This is a genomic window from Paenibacillus sp. EKM212P (assembly GCF_011066115.1).
Classification (GTDB): domain Bacteria; phylum Bacillota; class Bacilli; order Paenibacillales; family Paenibacillaceae; genus Paenibacillus; species Paenibacillus polymyxa_B.
Map to the genome: position 1 here is coordinate 547,114 of NZ_JAAMNR010000003.1, position 17,386 is coordinate 564,499.

The following is a 17,386-nucleotide window of genomic DNA, read 5'->3' on the forward strand; positions in this document are numbered from 1 at the left end:
ATGATTACAGCTAAGGAAGGTGATACGGTTGGAATGGTTGCTTCGGATCAAGAACGCACTCGATCTGATGGAAGAGAGAATGCAGCAGCCACTCGATATCGATGAAATTGCAACGGCAGCCTATTCGTCTCCTTTCCATTTTCAGCGTATGTTTCATATGCTAACCGGCGTCACGGTAGCAGAATATGTGCGCAAACGTCGATTGACCTTGGCTGCTCAGGAATTGAGTCTTTCTTCCGCCAAGGTGCTGGATGTAGCGTTCAAATACGGATATGATTCCCCCGAATCTTTTTCTAAAGCGTTCCGTAAGGTACACGGTATTTCTCCCTCTGAGGCCAGAAGCCCTGGGGTAAACCTGAAAGCCTTTCCACGCATCACCTTCCATCTATCGTTGAAGGGAGATCAGGAAATGGATTACAAAATTGTAGAGAAAACGGCCTTTACGGTCATTGGCAAGTCCATTCAAGTCACCACTAAGAACGGCGATAATCTTCGAGAAATCCCAAAATTCTGGAACGAACTGAATGCGGATGGTACATCGGATCGGATTCATGCCTTGGGGACAGGCGACGATATACTCGGTATATGCTTGGACATGAAACATGGGGAGGAGACGTTTAGTTACTTAATCGCCGCAGAAGGCAGCGAAGACGTAGCGACCGCGAATGGGCTGGAATCCAGAACCATTCCGGCTTCAACCTGGGCAGTGTTTACATCCATCGGCCCTATGCCTCACTCGATCCAAAAGGTATGGCAAAGAATTTTTCAGGAATGGTTCCCTGCCAGTAATTATGAGCATTCAGGCGGCCCGGAACTGGAAGTGTATACTATGGGAGATTCACATGCTGAAGACTACCGAAGTGAAGTTTGGATTCCGATTAAGAAAAAGTAAACAAACCGAACCGACTGCGTATCGCAGTCGGTTTTATACCGTACTGCATTTACATCATAAGGTGACAGAAAACACAATTCCCTGCATACTCGCTACTCTAGCTCAATGCACCGAGGACCATTCCCCAAGCTCCTCCTTCAACACAGAATATAGCCTTGAGCTTGCCAGCCTTAGCGGATAGTCTGTTGCTTTGCAAAGAAGGCCGAAAGTCATATCGATCAGGCTGCCGCTTAATTCCCTCACCGCTACTCCTGCCGGAATAGGACTGACCAGAATTTGTGGCACAAGGGCAATACCCAAATCGCTTTCCACATAAAATTTCAGAGCCGTCATGCTGCCAATTTCCATCGTGTCTAGCGTGGTTATTCCATATTCCTTCATGACCATTTCAAGTTTGCGACGATATGGACAGGTGGCCGATGTAATAAGCAACTGATGCCCCTGTAAATCCTCTGGCCCAATGTTTTCTTTTTCCGCAAGCGGGTGATTTTCAGGCATTAAAACTACAAAATTCTCCTTAAATAAAGGTTCAAAATATAGCTCTGTGCCCACATCCGGTGTGGAACACAGCGCTAAGTCAATATCTCCCTTGAGAATACGCTCGCTTAAGGTAGGGGTATTCCCAAACTCAACAGAAACCCGAATATTCGGATAATGGGTTAAGAAGCGTTTTAAAATTTCTGGTAGTCGATAACTGGCAGTCGGTTCGGTCACTCCTATACGAATGTTACCTGTAGTCCCTCTTTGCAGATTGTCCATATTTTCATACAATTGCTCCATATCCTTTACGATATGTAGACTTTGCTCGTAAAACATCCTGCCCGCTTCAGTTAACTTTATTTTCTTGCCCCGTTCGATCAGTTGAATTCCCATATCGGACTCCAGCTTCTGTATTTGCATCGTCACGGTAGACTGTGCATAATTCAACTCTTCCGCTGCACGCATAAAACTCCCGTAATTCACAATCATTTGAAATGTTTTGAGTGTTTTAATGTCCATTCTCAGTCTCCTATATGCACAATTAATTCAATTTTATTGAATCATAAATTCAGTTAATTCAATTATACAGAACACAATACCTCCTCTACAATGATACATATCAGATCATATTATTTTCAGACGCAAAATGAACTGGTTGGAGAAGGAGCGAATATCTATGGATTTACATCAAAAAGTAGCACTGGTTACAGGTGGAGGTACAGGAATTGGGAGAGCCGCATGCATGGCCTTGGCAGATCGAAAAGCTACAGTAGTCGTAAACTATTCCCGCTCTAAAAACGATGCTGAGGAAACTGTACGTATGATCCTTGAAAAGGGCGGACGTGCTATCGCATTACAGGCAGATGTTTCCCGAGATCAGGAAGTTCGAACTATGGTTGACCAGATTGTCCAGCAATTCGGTACGATTGATATACTCGTGAATAACGCTAGCATTACACATCACATTCCTATGGATGATCTGGAGTCAGCCACGGAAGAGGTATGGGATGATCTATTTGATGTAAATGTAAAAGGCATGTTTTACTGTGCCAGAGCCGTAGCTCCTTTTATGAAGCGTAGTAAACAAGGGGCTATCGTCAATCTTGGAAGTATAGCAGGACAAACAGGGCTAGGTTCCTCTCTTCCCTATGCGGTATCCAAAGCGGCCGTCCACGGGCTGACCAAATCTTTAGCACGAGCACTGGCACCGGATATTCGCGTCAATTGCATCGTGCCGGGAGCCGTAGCGACAAGATGGTGGTCAGGCCGGGAAGAACAAATGAAGCAGCTGTTTCCTCATTTACTCCTACAGCGCATTTCTACGCCCGAGGACATTGCCAGCATGATCTGCTCTGCTTTGGAACAGGAAGCCATGACAGGCCAGATTATTACGGTGGACAGCGGACAAACACTGTAAAGATACTGAGACTTCTGGGTAAAAACAAGCCGCCTTCTCAGACAGAAGGCGGCTTTTGAGCTATCGTATAACGTCGTTGACTATGTTTTAGCTTATAGATACCGCAATTCGTGTACCTTTCACGAATTTAGCAAATAAATACCGAACAAGCGGCCCTACAATTAAGAGCTGCAGAGGGAAAGCAAAAATAAAATTCTTAAAAACTAAAGATAAGTAATTTTTAAATAATGAATCTCCCGAAAGACCATTAAAAAAGTAAGCTGTCCCCAATCCATAAAGTGACATACAAAGAACCATTCCAATGACCATACAGCATGAAAGGGACAGAATCACAAATACCTTTTTAGATTTGTCGTATGGTAATGAGAAGGCTATTTTCTTTGCTAGTGGACCGACAATAAATAATTCCAATACGAAAGCAATGATAAAACATAAAATAAATTGAAGAAACATTACTTTTAGAGATATTGTGCCAATCAAGTCATTTGTATATAGATTATAAAATGTCATGAATACGACCATCCCCAAGCACATCATTAAACCAAAATAAAAATTTTCTTTCTTCGTTGTTGGCAATTCCATCATCCCTTCTGTGTACCTTGGTAATTATATAAATAGTCGAAACCTCCACATAAGTGAACTTTCTGTGAACTTTATAGTAAGCGCTTCCCTTTATATATATAAGAAATAGGCATCGTTCAGCTCAACGATACCTCGGAATGTTGCAGTCATATCCCTCAATGATCTGCTTCTAAATCTAAGCCAAATCTCTTCAGCTCAATAAAAACACTTTCCAGTCGCTTCCCTTTTTCCGTTAACGAATATTCAACTCGCGGTGGAACCTCGGCATATACCTTTCTTTCTAACAGGCCGTTATCTTCAAGTTCCTTCAGGCGTAGGGAAAGCGTTTTGGGACTAATCCCCTTCATGGATTTCTGAAGTTGGCTGAATCTCAGTGTTCCTTCGATAAGCAGATCACGGATGATTAGAAAAGTCCATTTCGTTCCGATCAAATCAAGTGTTTGGGCAATAGGGCACGGCTTGCCTGGTATTCCTTTGGTCAATTCAATAGGTTCTTGGGCGTGCATGGGAACTCCTCCAAAAATCATCTGTTAAAACCAATGGTATCACAATAGTTCCTTTTTGGAAACTATATGAATTAAATATCACTACTTCCCTAAATAAACTTACTACATATACAATATCGCTGTAGCAAGTCATGTTTTCTCTAATACTAGGAGGTAATCCATTTGCAAAACAAAAAGATTGTCATTATTGGTGGAAGCTCAGGTATCGGTTTAGAAACAGCTAAGCAAGTCATTTCGCTTGGAGCGGAAGTGGTAATCGCCAGCCGCTCGGAGGATAAATTGCACAAGGCCAAAGAAATGCTGGGCCCTCGTGCTGCAATATATGTGCTGGACACGTCAGATGAGCAGCAGGTAAAATCTTTCTTCGAAAAAGTCGGTCCCTATGATCATCTTATCGTTAGCGCCGCAGAAACATCAGGCGGGTCATTCCTTCAGTTGGAGACGGATCAAGCCCGCAAGCTATTCGAAAACAAATTTTGGGGCCAATATTATGCAGCTAAATACGGGGCTTCCCAACTCTCAACCAAGGGTTCCATTACTTTATTTTCAGGAGTGGTGGCATACAAGCCGATGATTGGCTCCTCTGCGCTCGGTGCTGTGAATGCAGCGGTTTCGAATCTTGGTCAAACCTTGGCGTTAGAACTTGCTCCCATCCGCGTGAATGTCGTCTCACCCGGCATTATTGATACACCTTCCCGCAGCAAAATGCCTGAAAATACGCGTAATCAATTCTATGATACGGTCGCGCATAAGCTTCCTGTAAAGCGAGTTGGACTTGCGGAGGATGTTGCACAAGGTGTACTTTATTTGATTCAAAATCAGTTTGTGACCGGAACCGTCCTTCATGTGGATGGCGGACATATTTTAACATAAAAGCTTCGTCTTAAATCCGTCAGTCATTTAACAAAAAAAACGGAGAACGCTCCCGCACCTTTGCTTGGGCGTTCTCCTCCTTTTCTTATCAATGAATGATTTCAAAAACTTTATCCTAATGATGAATACGACGTTTGTTTCTCAAAATGTTGCGAATCATCTTGTGATTGGGGAGCTGCCTGAACAACATATGTCCGGGATGCGGATTAGCCTCGATAATCCAGATTTGACCGCTCTTTTCAATAGCAAGATCGATACCCAGCTCGCGAACCGGATGATTTTTATCTATCGTGTCGGCAATGATTCTAGAAAGCTCGATGATCTGGTCCAGAATCTCTTTCATTTTTATTCTGTCATTTTTAAAGACCCTTAAAAGCACTTTGGACAACGGCGCCGCATGTCCTCCCTTCCGATAGTTGGTAACGACTTTTCGAGGTGCAGCGACACGACCGGTTATTCCTGAAATGACCCATTCCGATTCCGGCTTCTGCATATACACTCTGGCATCAAAAATGGAACCTTTGTACTTGGCTAACTTAAGTCCTTGCTGTACCAAATAACGACGATGAGGTCTCCGATAGGTTCTAACTGCTCTTCTTACGGCGTGGGATCTAACGACTCTGCGACTGGAGCCACAACGAACCTCATATTTCCTCCCCAGCTTTTTCGCACGTATGATGCCAGTTCCTCCACTCCCATAATTAGGCTTGATAAAGACTGTGCGATAGGAATCCAGCATCCGTAAAATCCTTGCATTACTGATCCAGCGGGTTTCGGGCAAGTGAGAACGTAAAATGGGATGTTGTTGCATTTCCTTGTATTGAATCATCTTTCCAATGGGCACGAATATCCCTCGATTCTGTTGGGTTTTTGCACACATTACATGAATATGCATCTATATTCTATCTTGGTAACGGCGAATGCCACAGTTTGCTATGAAAGAGGCAAATCTCCTACTTTCTTTAAGGCGAGCCTTCTTTGATTTCAAGAGAGAGATGGACAATGTGTTCTGCATGACGAAGTTATTGTAAATACCTATAAAGTTGATCCCAATAATATATTAGACCAATAATAATTCTGGATATATGATGTATTAAATAATAACGTGAGGAGGAACGTTAACATGTCTATTTATGATTTTCAAGCAACCTCAATTAACGGGGAACCGATTGAATTCTCAGACTACAGAGGAAAGGTTCTCCTCATTGTAAACACAGCCAGCAAGTGTAGCTTCTCCAGTCAATTCGCTGATCTGCAGAGGCTCTACGAAGGACGGAGGGAACAAGGTTTTGAAATCCTTGCGTTTCCTTGTAACCAATTCAATGAAAAAGAGCCGGGCAGCCATTCGGAGGTTCAGGGATTCTGTCAAATTAACCATGGAGTAACCTTCCCGCTCTTTGAGAAGACGGATGTAAGAGGCTCATCTCCTCATCCTTTATTTCAATATCTGACCCAACAGGCACCGTTTCAAGGCTTCGATACCCAGACCAAAGACGGTCAATGGATGGAGGATTTTCTGCGGGATAAATATCCAGAAATATACGCTGGCGACGGTATCAAGTGGAATTTTTCTAAATTCTTGGTCGATCGCGATGGCCAGGTAAAAGGAAGGTTTGAAGTAACAACGGAGCCCTGCGCCATTGATCCTGTGATCGAATCGCTATTGTAGTTTTTCTGTTCACTTCTTTGGATTCTTAAAAAAAAGAGTATCAAATGACAAAAATGAATATTTGTCATTTGATACTCTTTGTGTTATCCTGACTTCAAGGAGGTGACTCACACGGCACTTGACCGTGTCCCTATGGAAAAATCCTCAGATGTGCTAACCAAGGAACAGATTCTCATTGCTACTGAAGACACACTTAGGCGTTTTGGTGTAGCCAAAACCTCCGTAACCGATGTTGCCAAAGTATTGGGAGTAAGTCATGGCACCATTTACCGACACTTTAAAAGTAAGGCCGAGCTTCTTGAAGGCGTGACCGAGAAATGGCTGAATGAAAAGATTATTGGCCCGTTAACGGAGGTCTGTCAGAATTCATCTATACTGGGAACGCCACATTTAAAACGATATATACAGACCTTGGTTGAACTCAAACAGTATTATGCTCGCGACGACGAGGAAATGTTCGAGATGTATACGAGGGTCACCGAGCAAGCCGCTGATTTAATCGACCAGCATATCGCCCACATTGTGGATCATCTCGCTGATATCATTGCACGCGGGGACATCATATCAGATCAGCCAGCCCAACTGGCGCGTACCCTTTTCTATGCCACAGCCCGTTTTCATCATCCCGCTCATGCTTACGAATGGAAGAGCCCTGTGATTAATCAGGAGTTTTCGGATGTGTGGACGCTTTTAGAAAAAGGAATCACTTAAAATAGATATGGAAAGCAGGGCTGAACACATATGAAGCATTTGGACGGAAAAACAGCAATTATCACCGGGTCCTCCAGAGGGATTGGACGTGCCATTGCCGAGCAACTGGCTGATCTAGGCGCTAATGTAGTCATCAATTATGCCAGCAGTCCGGACAAAGCCCAAGAAGTCGTGGAGAGCATTATCCAAAAAGGCGGCAAAGCCATAGCACTTCACGCTGATCTGGGAAAAATGAGTGATATTGAAGCATTATTTACAAATACGATTGCTGAATTTGGTAAAGTGGATATTCTGGTTAACAACGCTGGGCTGATGATCACCCAACCTCTGGCTGAGGTAACCGAAGCTGATTTTGACAAACAATTCGCACTGAATGTAAAGGGCACTTTCTTTGCCTGTCAGCAAGCCATGAAATATATGGAGGACTACGGAAGAATTGTGAACCTGTCCACATCCGTAATCGGACAAATGTTCCCGGCATATAGCGTATACGCAGGTACCAAGGGCGCAGTGGAGCAATTTACACGTCAGCTAGCCAAGGAGTTCGGAAGCAAGCAAATTACGATCAACGCCGTGGCCCCCGGTCCTGTGAACACCGAGCTTTTCCAAGCAGGAAAAACCGAGCAGCAAATCGAAGGCATGAAAAAAATGAATGCTATGGGTCGGCTCGGCGAACCGGAAGATATCGCTGATGTGATTGAGTTCCTGGTCAGCGCCAAATCACAGTGGGTTACCGGGCAGACGATCCGCGTCAATGGCGGGTTCATCTAAAAGCTGGAATACATGGAATGGAGGCTGTTTACGTTCATGATATTACACAAAGGCGAGACCTTATTTCGACAAGGAGAATCCGGTCCTTTATATCACTTAAAGAGCGGCTTGTTAAAAATTGTCCGAGTCCATGAAGACGGCTCGCAAATTTTAGTTAATGTGATTGTGCCCGATGAAATCATCCCGCACCACTCCCTGATCAGCCCCAATCCTTATTATGGTACAGCGGTGGCGTTGGTAACCTCTGAGATTGGGGTTTTGTCGCAAAAAGAATGGTATCTAAAGCTGGAGCAAGACCCAGCTCAATGTCGGGAGATCGCTTTGCAGCTACAGGACAAATTGCGCATGATGCAGCAACGAATTGACCAGCTCACCGAGGTGTCACCTGCCGAGAAGCTTCGGAAGCTTCAACGCTGGTTCCACTCCTACATCGCACCCGCCACGTTAACGGACGTGCTGACGCAGGAGGAAATCGGCCAGTTTATAGGGCTGCGTCGGGAGACGATTAATCGGCTATTGCGTGCTTCAAGCGCTCCTTCTGCAAAAGATGATGACGATAATGCATCTCGATGAGTGAAAACCACTCTCCAGCATTCAGCGCGCCGAAACTGGGATGAGAGACGGTAGACGGCCCTGTTGATTTCCCAACGGTTGGCTCAATCTCTCTCATCTTGCGGATCACGACGTTTAATCCCTCCACAATTTCTTCTTTGCTAGTGGGTTGTTGGGGAGTGTACTGCGAGGATGGTGGAACTTGGATACGCATTGGTGGAAAGCTCCCCAGATTAAAAATGGCCGTGCCTGCCTCCGTTTTAACTCCGGTCTCCCCATTAGGCTGTAGACAAAGATCAATGTTCTTAAGATGCATATACAGTGCAGAGTTCACCAAATGAAGATACATTTGTCCAAGCGACCATTGACCCTCCTGAGGTGTGTACTGCAGTTGCTCCAAGCTAAAGCTGTCCAATTCAAGAAGATAGTGTTGTGCCGTTTCTTCGAAACGCTGTAATGTTTCAGTTGTATTCATATATTAATAATTGCCCCTCTCTATCAAAGTAGCTTTACTATACAAAAATGCTACTGACAGCATTATGTCAGTAGCATTTCAACATTTTTTCCACTTCTGTACGTATCCGCTCCCGGAGCGACTCAGGCTCCAGCACAACCATATCCGCGCCCCATCCAAGTACCCATTGTAATAATTCCTCCGGCTGTCTGACGCGGAAGAGTATATGCAGTCCATCTGCACGCTCCTCTATGGCCTCCATATAAAAGTTGTTCGCTTCCTTCACCTTATCTGCTATATCCGAACGTGCTAGTATGCGAACAGTTACATGACGGTCATCGGTTTGCTTATAATCCTGCAAATGAAAATCGACAGGCAACTGAAACCTGTCCTCCAGCACGATAAGCTCGTCCATACGTGACAGACGGAAATGGCGAAGCTGCTGCCTCAATTCACATTGCCCAATTAACACCCAAGAACCACGGAGCAGGACAAGACCATAAGGAGCGACCACACGCACACTTTGACGATTCCCGTCAGCCTCTGGCATTCTTTTGGAGTAGCCAAACTGTACTTTCCGTTTTTCCAATACAGCGAGACGCAGCTTTTCCAAACAGGTTTTCTCTCTATGGTTTGCTCCTTCACCCACCGCGAGCAGTCTGATGGTCGTACGCACCCGGGAGACTTCCCTGCGGACGCTCTCCGGTAATATAGCTTCAATCTTCCTGCGGGAGGTTTGCGCCTTGATGCCGTAGTCTGTATCAAATTTTTGTTCGACAAAATCCGTTCCGATTAGCAACGCCACAGCCTCTTCTGCGGTAAAGCTCAAGGGGGGCAGGAAGTACCCCTCCATCAAGGAATATCCAATGCCCGGTGCTCCTACAATCGGTACGCCCGATTCACTTAGAGCCTGAACATCCCGATAGATGGTCCTCACACTCGTTTCGAATATGGCTGCCAAATCCTCGGCTCGTACAATATCCTTACGCTGCAACTCTAGCAAGATCGCTAGCAAACGATCTGTTTTATTCATGCCACGGCCCCTCTCTGGAAGGATCAAAAATGTAGAAATACAAAAAAGCAATAAGGACAGTACAGTCACTGCGACTTATTGCTCTTTTTTCATACGGAAGTTACTTCATTACTTAAAAAATACTTTTTCGACGTTATATTTAGCCCTTTGTGAATTGATGATGTAGGTTTCATAAATTTCTCGCTCTACCGCATCTTCCACAATACAAACCTCAATAATCGCTACTTCGTTCCGCTTGTCCTTGATCGGCGATACGGTATCTTCAAAATGCTTTTTGATTCTTGGTCTCAGCTTTCTTGCTTTACCAACAAACAGCAATTCCTCCTGTGTGTTGTAGAACATAAAGATACCAGCCTTATCTCTAGGGATCAGGTGAAAGTCGGTAAATCCGTAAATATGGCTGAGCTCAGGGTTAACCTGTTTGGTAATCGTGATATCCGGAGTTGGAATCGTTATATTAATCACTATGTCACTTCCTCATTCTATATAGGTGTAAATATTATCACAAATCCTGCGGTAACACCATTTAATAAATCCTTGCCCCATCACAAGACAGATCGTTAGAAATTTTATGATTTACCTACTATGCGAGTAGGTTGGTTTCCGTTACAATATGTCAGTGTGATTCTGGCATCGGCAGATTGACGCGTACTTGAATATTATTGGAGGCTCCTATTTTTTCATGCAAAATGAATCTCATTCTAACGTAAAAATCATAACGGCCGATCCGAGTGCGATCGGCCTGTTTGGCTTGGCTATTGTAACGCTTGTGGCTTCATCCCAAAAGCTTGGCCTCACCGAAGGCTTAAGCTTCATCATCCCTTGGGCTATATTTCTCGGTGCTTTTGCACAGCTGTTTGCCTCCATTCAGGATGCAAAACATAACAACACCTTCGGCATGACGGCATTTGGTGCTTACGCCTTCTTCTGGTTGGCCGTAGCCAGTAGCTGGATGATTAAAATGGGCGTATTCGGCTCAGAGCTGGCATCTGCTGTAGATGGCAAACAGCTCGGCTTTGCCTTTGCGGGCTATCTCATCTTTACGCTTTTCATGACCATTGGAGCGATGGAGACGCATAAAGTCTTATTCTTTATTTTTGTGTTGATTGATTTTCTGTTCCTCGGTCTTAGCTTCGATGCATTTGGCGTTGCCCCAGAGGTGTTCCATACCATCGCCGCTTATGCTGAAATGGGCATTGGTCTACTCTCACTGTATGGCACAGGAGCTGCCGTTCTGAATGCTCATTTTGGCCGTACATTCCTGCCCGTCGGGCGTCCTTTCGGTATTTTCAAGCCACGTCCTTAGCTGTATATGTAAACCCACAAAGCCGCCTTTCGCGCCGATCCGCGTTAAGGACGGCTTTGGGGATACAAGGCTGGAATTACTCGGCTTGCTACTAGATGCTGCTTATTAAAGTTAACTTGAAGTCAAGTGCTGCCTTGTGTCGCTGTATCTGAACTAAACTGCCAAGTGCAATATTGGTATAATAACAAAGTGAAAGGAGATGATACCGTTGAGAAAACGGCTGAACAATGGAGTTAATTGCACGCCGACTAAAGGCTGTCCGGTGGAAGTAACCTTAAGCATTATCGGCGGAAAGTGGAAAGGAATCATTCTGTACGAATTGCTGGGTGGAACTAAGCGGTTTCAAGAACTGCGGCGGGCACTTCCCACGGCCACTCAAAAAATGCTGACCCTACAACTGAGAGAGTTAGAAGCAGACGGTCTCATTCACCGCGAAGTTCATCACCTTGTTCCGCCTAAAGTGGAATACTCGCTAACCCCGCTCGGAGCTTCGCTTGAGTCAATACTCACCCAAATGAAGGCTTGGGGAGAACGATTTCAGGCCAAACATCATCTCTCTGACTTTTCAAACCTGAAATAACGAACCGGTGTAATAAATGAAACTGAGGATAAAAAAAGTGCCTAATTTACAATCTCCGCGTGTCGGATTAAGCTAAAGATGCTCGCCGGCGAAATCCTAGGACGTATGATCACCGTCCGACATACAGAGGAGAATGGATATGAGCGCATATGTTATCGTAGATATAAAAGTAGAGGAAGAAGCTGTTTTCAAACAATACGCAGAGCTAGCAGATGCGCTGCTGCAGAAAGTTCCGGGATTCCGCAACCTTACGCTAGATCCACAGCCTGAGACACTGGAAGGCACATGGAAGCCGTCAATAGTCGTAGTTCACGAATTCCCAACTTACGAGGCTGCCAAGCAGTTCTATTATTCCGATGACTACGCGCCCTTAATTAAGCTGCGCCAATCAGGAACTCAAGCTAACGTTATTCTGGTTAACGGAAGAGCATAAACTCCTGTTCTGCTACTTTTCATATACTAGGACAATTCGCACTCGAATTAGGTAACTAGCTTATTTAATTTCATAGTCATTAAATAAAACAAACTGCTACGTCCTATTAAGGAACTGCTACGTCCTATTAAGGACGTAGCAGTTTTTCTAGTACAACGTAAAAAATGTAACCGTACACCTCGCCAGCATCTTGTTCTCCCCCGGATGAAGGTAACACCATTCCATAAAATTATAGAGTGTCCGCTGCGACAGGCTTCATCGTTTTCTCCGCCATTCTTTCGAGTGTCCAGACTAGTCCCCCCACGGCAAGAGTGGCGATGACCGCCATAATTGCTGATCCGCCGACATGCAGCAGCAGCACGGGAACCCACAGCAGTCCAAGTATACGATGGATGGTTCGCATCCACTTGTTACGTACTTTATTAATATAGAAGCCGTACCCGGAGATAGCCAGTATAATAGCAAAAGCCGCCAGTCCGGAAAAGGTTTTGTGGTCTTGAAATTTGGTAATCAGGAAATAGAGACCATGAACGGCAATAAGAATCAAGGTCGCCCAACCCAGCAGTTTATGCAGGGAGTGAAACAACTTTCCGGCCTTTCGAACCAACATCGACGGCGATCTCAGTTTCTTCTTAAACCAGAACCAACAGAAAGTGGCCGCTCCAAGAAAAACGGAGATCGTACCCAAGGTATTAAATATTTCCCCATTGCCCCCGCCATCTCTTCCGCCGGGCCGTCCGCCCATGTGTTCTGGTAGATTGCCGCCTCCCGGAGGTCGCATGCCAGGCTTGCCGCCGGAAACCGAGGACATGTAGTAATAGTAGATTACGAGTAGAGCCGCTACCGTAACTGCGATAATCGCCGGAATCCAAACCTTCTTTTTCACTTTTGTTTTCATTAGTTATGCATCCTCCCCGGGAAAATTGCCTTGATTGTACCCGGTCAAGCTGAAAAGAAGATGAAAGCTAGCTGAAAGTATCCCTTTTTAGGGTATATAAAATCATAGAATGATAACAATGTATACAATAATTGTAATCAAAGGGGTGCTTGTGAAAATGAAACAAGATGAAAATCATGTCGCCTTTCCGCAATTTCCAGAATCATATTGGTTAGCTTCAACTGACATCCCCAGTTTTCCCAAGCTCAGTGAAGATATTCAGGTGGATGTTGCCATTGTAGGTGCGGGGATTACTGGTATTACCACTGCTTATTTACTTTCTAAAAAAGGACTAAACGTCGCAGTCGTCGACGCAGGGCGGATACTTCATGGAACAACGGGCCATACGACCGCCAAAATTACCGCACAACATGATTTGATCTACAGCGAGTTTTTTTCACATTTTGGCAAGGAAAAAACCCGGCTCTATTACGAAGCCAACCGTGATGCTCTTCAATTTATCAAGCAAACGGTAGAAGAGTTTAATATCGATTGTCAATTTACAGAAGAAGATGCCTACGTTTATACATGTGCGGATACGCATGTGGAAAAAATCAACGACGAATATAAAGCCTACGAGGAACTTGGCATCCCGGGAAGTTATGTCGAACAAACGCCTCTGCCCTTTTCAACTAAAGCAGCTATTATGATGGAAAACCAAGCTCAGTTTAATCCGATTCCTTTCTTAAGGTATCTAGCCAATCAAGTCATCCGGCAAGGCGGGAAGATTTATGAGCAGACCACCGTTGTGGGTGTGGATAAGGGAATCCCCTCCATTATTAATACAAGCGACGGGCACAAAATCACCTGCAACTATGTCGTATCCTCCTCGCATTTTCCGTTCAATGATCCAAACAGTCTTTATTTTGCGCGATTGCATGCCGAGCGGTCTTATGTACTAGCGGTCAAGACGGACAAAACCTATCCGGGTGGTATGTACCTAAGTGCGGAAACCCCCAAACGTTCGCTTCGCTCCGTAATGGTTAACGGAGAACCGATGGTTATCGTCGGTGGGGAAGGCCACAAAACGGGACAAGGAATCTGTACTTTCCAGTACTATGAAGCTTTACAAAAGTTCGCAGAGCAAACATTTGGATTAAAGGAAATTGTTTATCGCTGGTCGGCTCAAGACTTGTATACGCTAGACAAACTCCCTTATATTGGGCAGGAACTATCTAACACTTCTAACATCCTCGTTGCTACGGGGTATAGAAAATGGGGGATGACCACAAGTGTAGCGGCAGCTTTATTAAATACGAATCTGATTACCAGAGAGGAAAGCCCGTATCAGGATCTTTTCTCCCCTTCAAGGTTTCATATGGACCCTGACATTAAAACATTTGTGACTCAAAATGCGAATGTGGCTAAACATTTGATTGCTGGGAAATTGGGGATCAACTACAAAAAAGCCGAAGAACTGCAGCACGACGAAGGGGCGGTCATTCGGGTGAACGGCAAAAGAGCGGGCGCATACCGCGACCCACAAGGAGCATTACACCTAGTGGACACAACATGCACCCATATGGGTTGCGAAGTCGAGTGGAATGAGGCGGAAAGAACATGGGATTGCCCTTGTCATGGCTCACGCTTTTCATATCAAGGCGAAGTCATTGAAGGTCCGGCCAAAAAATCGCTTGGCAAGGTTGAAGGGGAATAGCACCAACCTTTGTATGCTTAAGGAGACTCAAGAGCACAGGCCTTACTGGAATCGCTCGCTGTTCTTCCAAAAGAGTCCCCCTCGTTCGGCAACCCAACCTTTTCATAGCTCTGAATAAACATAGTTACGCTGGACAACATACCTTTGAGAATCATAAAAGAAAGGTGATCCTATGATAAGCCAAGAGCCTACATTAGCGGCGCATGAGTCCCTAGAGATCCACGAAGCGCTTAATTTCAAAACGTTATGCTTAGCCAAGTCCAAATTAATGCAGGGCTTAGTATTCGATCAAGAGCTAAAGGATTTAATGGAAAAAGATGTTCAGCAATCTATACAAGCTATTGCCGATTTGCAAGCATTGTATGTTAAAGCACCGTTTCAGGCACCTGTTCCAGAATTCCGACCAACACCAATTTTAAATTGAGGTGAATGATGTGACATTAAATCAGACCCAGTCCGCAAGAATGGATTATGTGGATCCAAAAAACTCATTAAATATGCCGGAAATGGCAGACATGACATTTGCGATGGACTTTCTGATTCGCGTCAAGGAAGGGGTTCGAAATACAGCCATAGCCTTGACGGAAACCGTCTCTCCAGATGCTAGAACTCTGTTGCGCAATCAATTGCATCAAGGCATCGCGTTTCATCAGGAAATCACTGATCTTATGGTACGAAAAAAATGGTTTCATCCCTATGATCTGCAAAAGCAGTATCAATTGGATCAACTATCAGCCAACAAGACGGTGGACATCAGTAAAATGAAACTGTTCCCAGACGATACCACCCGCAAGGGTATGTTTGATCGCATGCCGGACGAACATATGGGAGGAAACCAGGCATGAAAGCAGTGACCTACCAAGGTATCAAAAACGTTGTGGTTAAAGATGTTCCGGACCCGAGTATTCAAAAGGCCGATGATGCGATTATCAGACTGACAACAACCGCTATTTGTGGTTCAGATCTGCATCTCATTCATGGAATGATTCCGAATCTACAAGAGGATTATGTAATTGGGCATGAGCCGATGGGGGTTGTAGAAGAAGTCGGCAGCGGCGTAACCAACTTGAAAAAGGGAGACCGCGTGATCATTCCGTTCAACATAGCGTGCGGTGAATGCTTTTATTGTAAAAACCAATTGGAAAGTCAATGTGATCATTCTAATGAGCATGGAGATATGGGCGGTTTTTTCGGCTATTCAGGAACAACTGGTGGATATCCGGGTGGACAAGCTGAATATTTACGTGTGCCTTTTGCCAACTTCACTCACTTCAAAATTCCGGAGAGTTGTGAACATCCTGACGAGAAGCTTTGCCTGATTGCTGATGCCATGACTACTGCATTTTGGAGCGTCGATAATGCCGGAGTGAAGAAGGGGGATACTGTCATTGTTATTGGCTGTGGGCCGGTAGGTTTGTTAGCGCAAAAGTTCGCCTGGTTCAAAGGGGCAAAACGAGTCATTGCCGCAGACTATCTGGATTATCGTCTGCAACACGCGAAGCGCACCAATCACGTGGAGATCGTTAATGTGGAATCGCAAGAAAACGTTGGCAACTACCTGAAGGAGATGACCAAAGGAGGCGCGGACGTAGTTATTGATTGCTCCGGCATGAGCGGTAAAATGTCTCCGCTGGAATCCTTGGCTTCTGGTCTCAAACTTCACGGTGGAGCTTTAGGAGGATTGGTCATAGCCACACAAGCTGTCCGCAAAGGCGGGACCATTCAAGTTACCGGGGTATACGGCGGACGATATAACGGTTTTCCTTTGGGAGACATTTTTCAGCGAAATGTTAATTTACGTACGGGACAGGCTCCCGTTATTCACTATATGCCATATATGTATGAGCTGATTGATACGGGAAAGGTGGACCCAGGAGACGTTGTTACACACGTCATTCCGTTAAGCGACGCCAAACGTGGATATGAAATTTTCGATACCAGACAAGACAATTGCATCAAAGTGGTGCTTAAACCTTAAACTATATATTGGAGTATTGGAGGTAAACGTCATATGGTGTATGGCCTGCACGAAACCCTTGAAGTCCATGAACTGTCAGCGTTCAAAACAGTATGTCTTACCAAGTCCAAAACAATGCAAGCATTGATCTCTGATCCGACTCTCAAAGCTATATTACAGCAGGATGTTGACTTATCGACCCGCCAATTACAAGAACTCGGCACCCTCTTAGATCAAGCCAGTTCACAGGAGGTTAAGCCATGAATACACTATTGGAGCATTTGACCGGACTGAATACCTTAACGGACCAAGTCATTGCAGCCGATTTTCTGAACGCGGCCAAAAGCGGTGTGAGAAATTACGCTATGGCCGTAACAGAAGCGGGAACTCCAGAAATTAAGGCGATTCTTACAAAGCAACTGGATGAAGCTATTGATACGCATGAGCAAATTTCCACATACATGATTGAACGCGGCTGGTATCACCCTTGGAATGTAAAAGAGCAGCTTTCGATGGATCTACAAGATATCAATACTGCATTGCAAGCTCCCGTTTTGTAAAAAGAAAAAGTACGTT

The 17,386-nt window shown here is 44.8% G+C and carries 24 protein-coding genes; 16 read left to right on the plus strand and 8 right to left on the minus strand.

What is annotated here, in order from left to right:
• The first annotated feature begins 22 nt into the window (after positions 1–22).
• On the plus strand, positions 23–892 hold the full coding sequence (locus G9G54_RS11665) for an AraC family transcriptional regulator (RefSeq protein ID WP_165178345.1): 870 nt from the start codon (positions 23–25) through the stop codon (positions 890–892).
• 102 nt (positions 893–994) lie between these two features.
• Here the strand turns inward: G9G54_RS11665 and G9G54_RS11670 are convergent, their stop codons facing one another.
• Positions 995–1,891 carry a LysR family transcriptional regulator gene (locus tag G9G54_RS11670; RefSeq protein WP_165178160.1) on the minus strand — a complete coding sequence of 299 codons (897 nt, stop codon included), beginning with the start codon at positions 1,889–1,891 and terminating at the stop codon, positions 995–997.
• Positions 1,892–2,048: 157 nt separating this feature from the next.
• Between G9G54_RS11670 and G9G54_RS11675 the strand changes: the two genes are divergently transcribed.
• On the plus strand, positions 2,049–2,789 hold the full coding sequence (locus G9G54_RS11675) for an SDR family NAD(P)-dependent oxidoreductase (protein WP_165178162.1): 741 nt from the start codon (positions 2,049–2,051) through the stop codon (positions 2,787–2,789).
• 87 nt (positions 2,790–2,876) lie between these two features.
• Here G9G54_RS11675 and G9G54_RS11680 read toward each other — a convergent pair whose 3' ends face one another.
• On the minus strand, positions 2,877–3,365 hold the full coding sequence (locus G9G54_RS11680; protein ID WP_165178164.1) for a hypothetical protein: 489 nt from the start codon (positions 3,363–3,365) through the stop codon (positions 2,877–2,879).
• 161 nt (positions 3,366–3,526) lie between these two features.
• Entirely contained in the window at positions 3,527–3,877 is a 351-nt protein-coding gene (locus G9G54_RS11685; RefSeq protein ID WP_069290696.1) for a winged helix-turn-helix transcriptional regulator, read from the minus strand.
• A gap of 162 nt (positions 3,878–4,039) precedes the next feature.
• On the opposite strand from G9G54_RS11685, the gene G9G54_RS11690 reads away from it, so the two are divergent.
• On the plus strand, positions 4,040–4,750 hold the full coding sequence (locus G9G54_RS11690) for an SDR family oxidoreductase (RefSeq protein ID WP_165178166.1): 711 nt from the start codon (positions 4,040–4,042) through the stop codon (positions 4,748–4,750).
• 115 nt (positions 4,751–4,865) lie between these two features.
• Here G9G54_RS11690 and G9G54_RS11695 read toward each other — a convergent pair whose 3' ends face one another.
• The gene (locus tag G9G54_RS11695; protein WP_165178168.1) at positions 4,866–5,645 is read right to left on the minus strand and encodes a YheC/YheD family protein; all 780 of its coding nucleotides are present in this window, start codon (positions 5,643–5,645) and stop codon (positions 4,866–4,868) included.
• 228 nt (positions 5,646–5,873) lie between these two features.
• On the opposite strand from G9G54_RS11695, the gene G9G54_RS11700 reads away from it, so the two are divergent.
• The 4 genes from G9G54_RS11700 (at position 5,874) to G9G54_RS11715 (ending at position 8,474) form a co-directional block, all read left to right on the plus strand.
• Entirely contained in the window at positions 5,874–6,419 is a 546-nt protein-coding gene (locus G9G54_RS11700; protein WP_165178170.1) for a glutathione peroxidase, read from the plus strand.
• A gap of 132 nt (positions 6,420–6,551) precedes the next feature.
• On the plus strand, positions 6,552–7,130 hold the full coding sequence (locus tag G9G54_RS11705; RefSeq protein WP_061829804.1) for a TetR/AcrR family transcriptional regulator: 579 nt from the start codon (positions 6,552–6,554) through the stop codon (positions 7,128–7,130).
• 30 nt (positions 7,131–7,160) lie between these two features.
• Positions 7,161–7,901: an SDR family oxidoreductase gene (locus G9G54_RS11710; RefSeq protein ID WP_165178172.1), complete on the plus strand. Its 741-nt coding sequence runs from the start codon at positions 7,161–7,163 to the stop codon at positions 7,899–7,901.
• Between the two features lie 36 nt (positions 7,902–7,937).
• Complete coding sequence (locus G9G54_RS11715; RefSeq protein WP_069290701.1) at positions 7,938–8,474, plus strand: Crp/Fnr family transcriptional regulator; 537 nt, start codon at positions 7,938–7,940, stop codon at positions 8,472–8,474.
• Here G9G54_RS11715 and G9G54_RS11720 read toward each other — a convergent pair.
• The 3 genes from G9G54_RS11720 to G9G54_RS11730 all read right to left on the minus strand — a co-directional run bounded on the left by G9G54_RS11720 (position 8,407) and on the right by G9G54_RS11730 (position 10,405).
• Entirely contained in the window at positions 8,407–8,928 is a 522-nt protein-coding gene (locus G9G54_RS11720; protein WP_165178174.1) for a DinB family protein, read from the minus strand. The two genes, G9G54_RS11715 and G9G54_RS11720, sit on opposite strands and share 68 nt — an antisense overlap.
• A gap of 67 nt (positions 8,929–8,995) precedes the next feature.
• Positions 8,996–9,940, minus strand: a complete 945-nt coding sequence (locus G9G54_RS11725; protein WP_165178176.1) for a helix-turn-helix transcriptional regulator — start codon at positions 9,938–9,940, stop codon at positions 8,996–8,998.
• Positions 9,941–10,048: 108 nt separating this feature from the next.
• Positions 10,049–10,405 carry a nucleotide excision repair endonuclease gene (locus G9G54_RS11730; RefSeq protein ID WP_165178178.1) on the minus strand — a complete coding sequence of 119 codons (357 nt, stop codon included), beginning with the start codon at positions 10,403–10,405 and terminating at the stop codon, positions 10,049–10,051.
• A gap of 217 nt (positions 10,406–10,622) precedes the next feature.
• Here G9G54_RS11730 and G9G54_RS11735 point away from each other — a divergent pair, with 217 nt between their 5' ends.
• The 3 genes from G9G54_RS11735 (at position 10,623) to G9G54_RS11745 (ending at position 12,259) form a co-directional block, all read left to right on the plus strand.
• Positions 10,623–11,246: an acetate uptake transporter gene (locus tag G9G54_RS11735; protein WP_069290703.1), complete on the plus strand. Its 624-nt coding sequence runs from the start codon at positions 10,623–10,625 to the stop codon at positions 11,244–11,246.
• 208 nt (positions 11,247–11,454) lie between these two features.
• Positions 11,455–11,826: a winged helix-turn-helix transcriptional regulator gene (locus G9G54_RS11740; RefSeq protein ID WP_185156292.1), complete on the plus strand. Its 372-nt coding sequence runs from the start codon at positions 11,455–11,457 to the stop codon at positions 11,824–11,826.
• 139 nt (positions 11,827–11,965) lie between these two features.
• Positions 11,966–12,259, plus strand: a complete 294-nt coding sequence (locus tag G9G54_RS11745) for a DUF1330 domain-containing protein (RefSeq protein WP_016822569.1) — start codon at positions 11,966–11,968, stop codon at positions 12,257–12,259.
• Positions 12,260–12,488: 229 nt separating this feature from the next.
• Here G9G54_RS11745 and G9G54_RS11750 read toward each other — a convergent pair whose 3' ends face one another.
• Positions 12,489–13,157: a hypothetical protein gene (locus G9G54_RS11750; protein ID WP_165178182.1), complete on the minus strand. Its 669-nt coding sequence runs from the start codon at positions 13,155–13,157 to the stop codon at positions 12,489–12,491.
• Between the two features lie 157 nt (positions 13,158–13,314).
• Here G9G54_RS11750 and G9G54_RS11755 point away from each other — a divergent pair, with 157 nt between their 5' ends.
• The 6 genes from G9G54_RS11755 to G9G54_RS11775 all read left to right on the plus strand — a co-directional run bounded on the left by G9G54_RS11755 (position 13,315) and on the right by G9G54_RS11775 (position 17,370).
• Positions 13,315–14,853, plus strand: coding sequence for an FAD-dependent oxidoreductase (locus G9G54_RS11755; protein WP_165178184.1), 1,539 nt, complete (start codon positions 13,315–13,317; stop codon positions 14,851–14,853).
• A gap of 172 nt (positions 14,854–15,025) precedes the next feature.
• On the plus strand, positions 15,026–15,277 hold the full coding sequence (locus G9G54_RS11760) for a spore gernimation protein GerQ (protein WP_165178186.1): 252 nt from the start codon (positions 15,026–15,028) through the stop codon (positions 15,275–15,277).
• Positions 15,278–15,317: 40 nt separating this feature from the next.
• Complete coding sequence (locus tag G9G54_RS11765) at positions 15,318–15,698, plus strand: spore coat protein (RefSeq protein ID WP_165178346.1); 381 nt, start codon at positions 15,318–15,320, stop codon at positions 15,696–15,698.
• On the plus strand, positions 15,695–16,831 hold the full coding sequence (locus tag G9G54_RS11770) for a zinc-dependent alcohol dehydrogenase (protein WP_160788324.1): 1,137 nt from the start codon (positions 15,695–15,697) through the stop codon (positions 16,829–16,831). Before G9G54_RS11765 ends, G9G54_RS11770 begins: the two co-directional genes overlap by 4 nt.
• Positions 16,832–16,864: 33 nt before the next feature.
• Positions 16,865–17,074: a hypothetical protein gene (locus G9G54_RS25645; RefSeq protein WP_238807980.1), complete on the plus strand. Its 210-nt coding sequence runs from the start codon at positions 16,865–16,867 to the stop codon at positions 17,072–17,074.
• A complete protein-coding gene (locus tag G9G54_RS11775; RefSeq protein ID WP_165178188.1) occupies positions 17,071–17,370 on the plus strand; it encodes a spore coat protein in 300 nt (99 codons plus the stop codon). The genes G9G54_RS25645 and G9G54_RS11775 overlap by 4 nt, the downstream gene beginning before the upstream one ends.
• Positions 17,371–17,386: the final 16 nt, after the last annotated feature.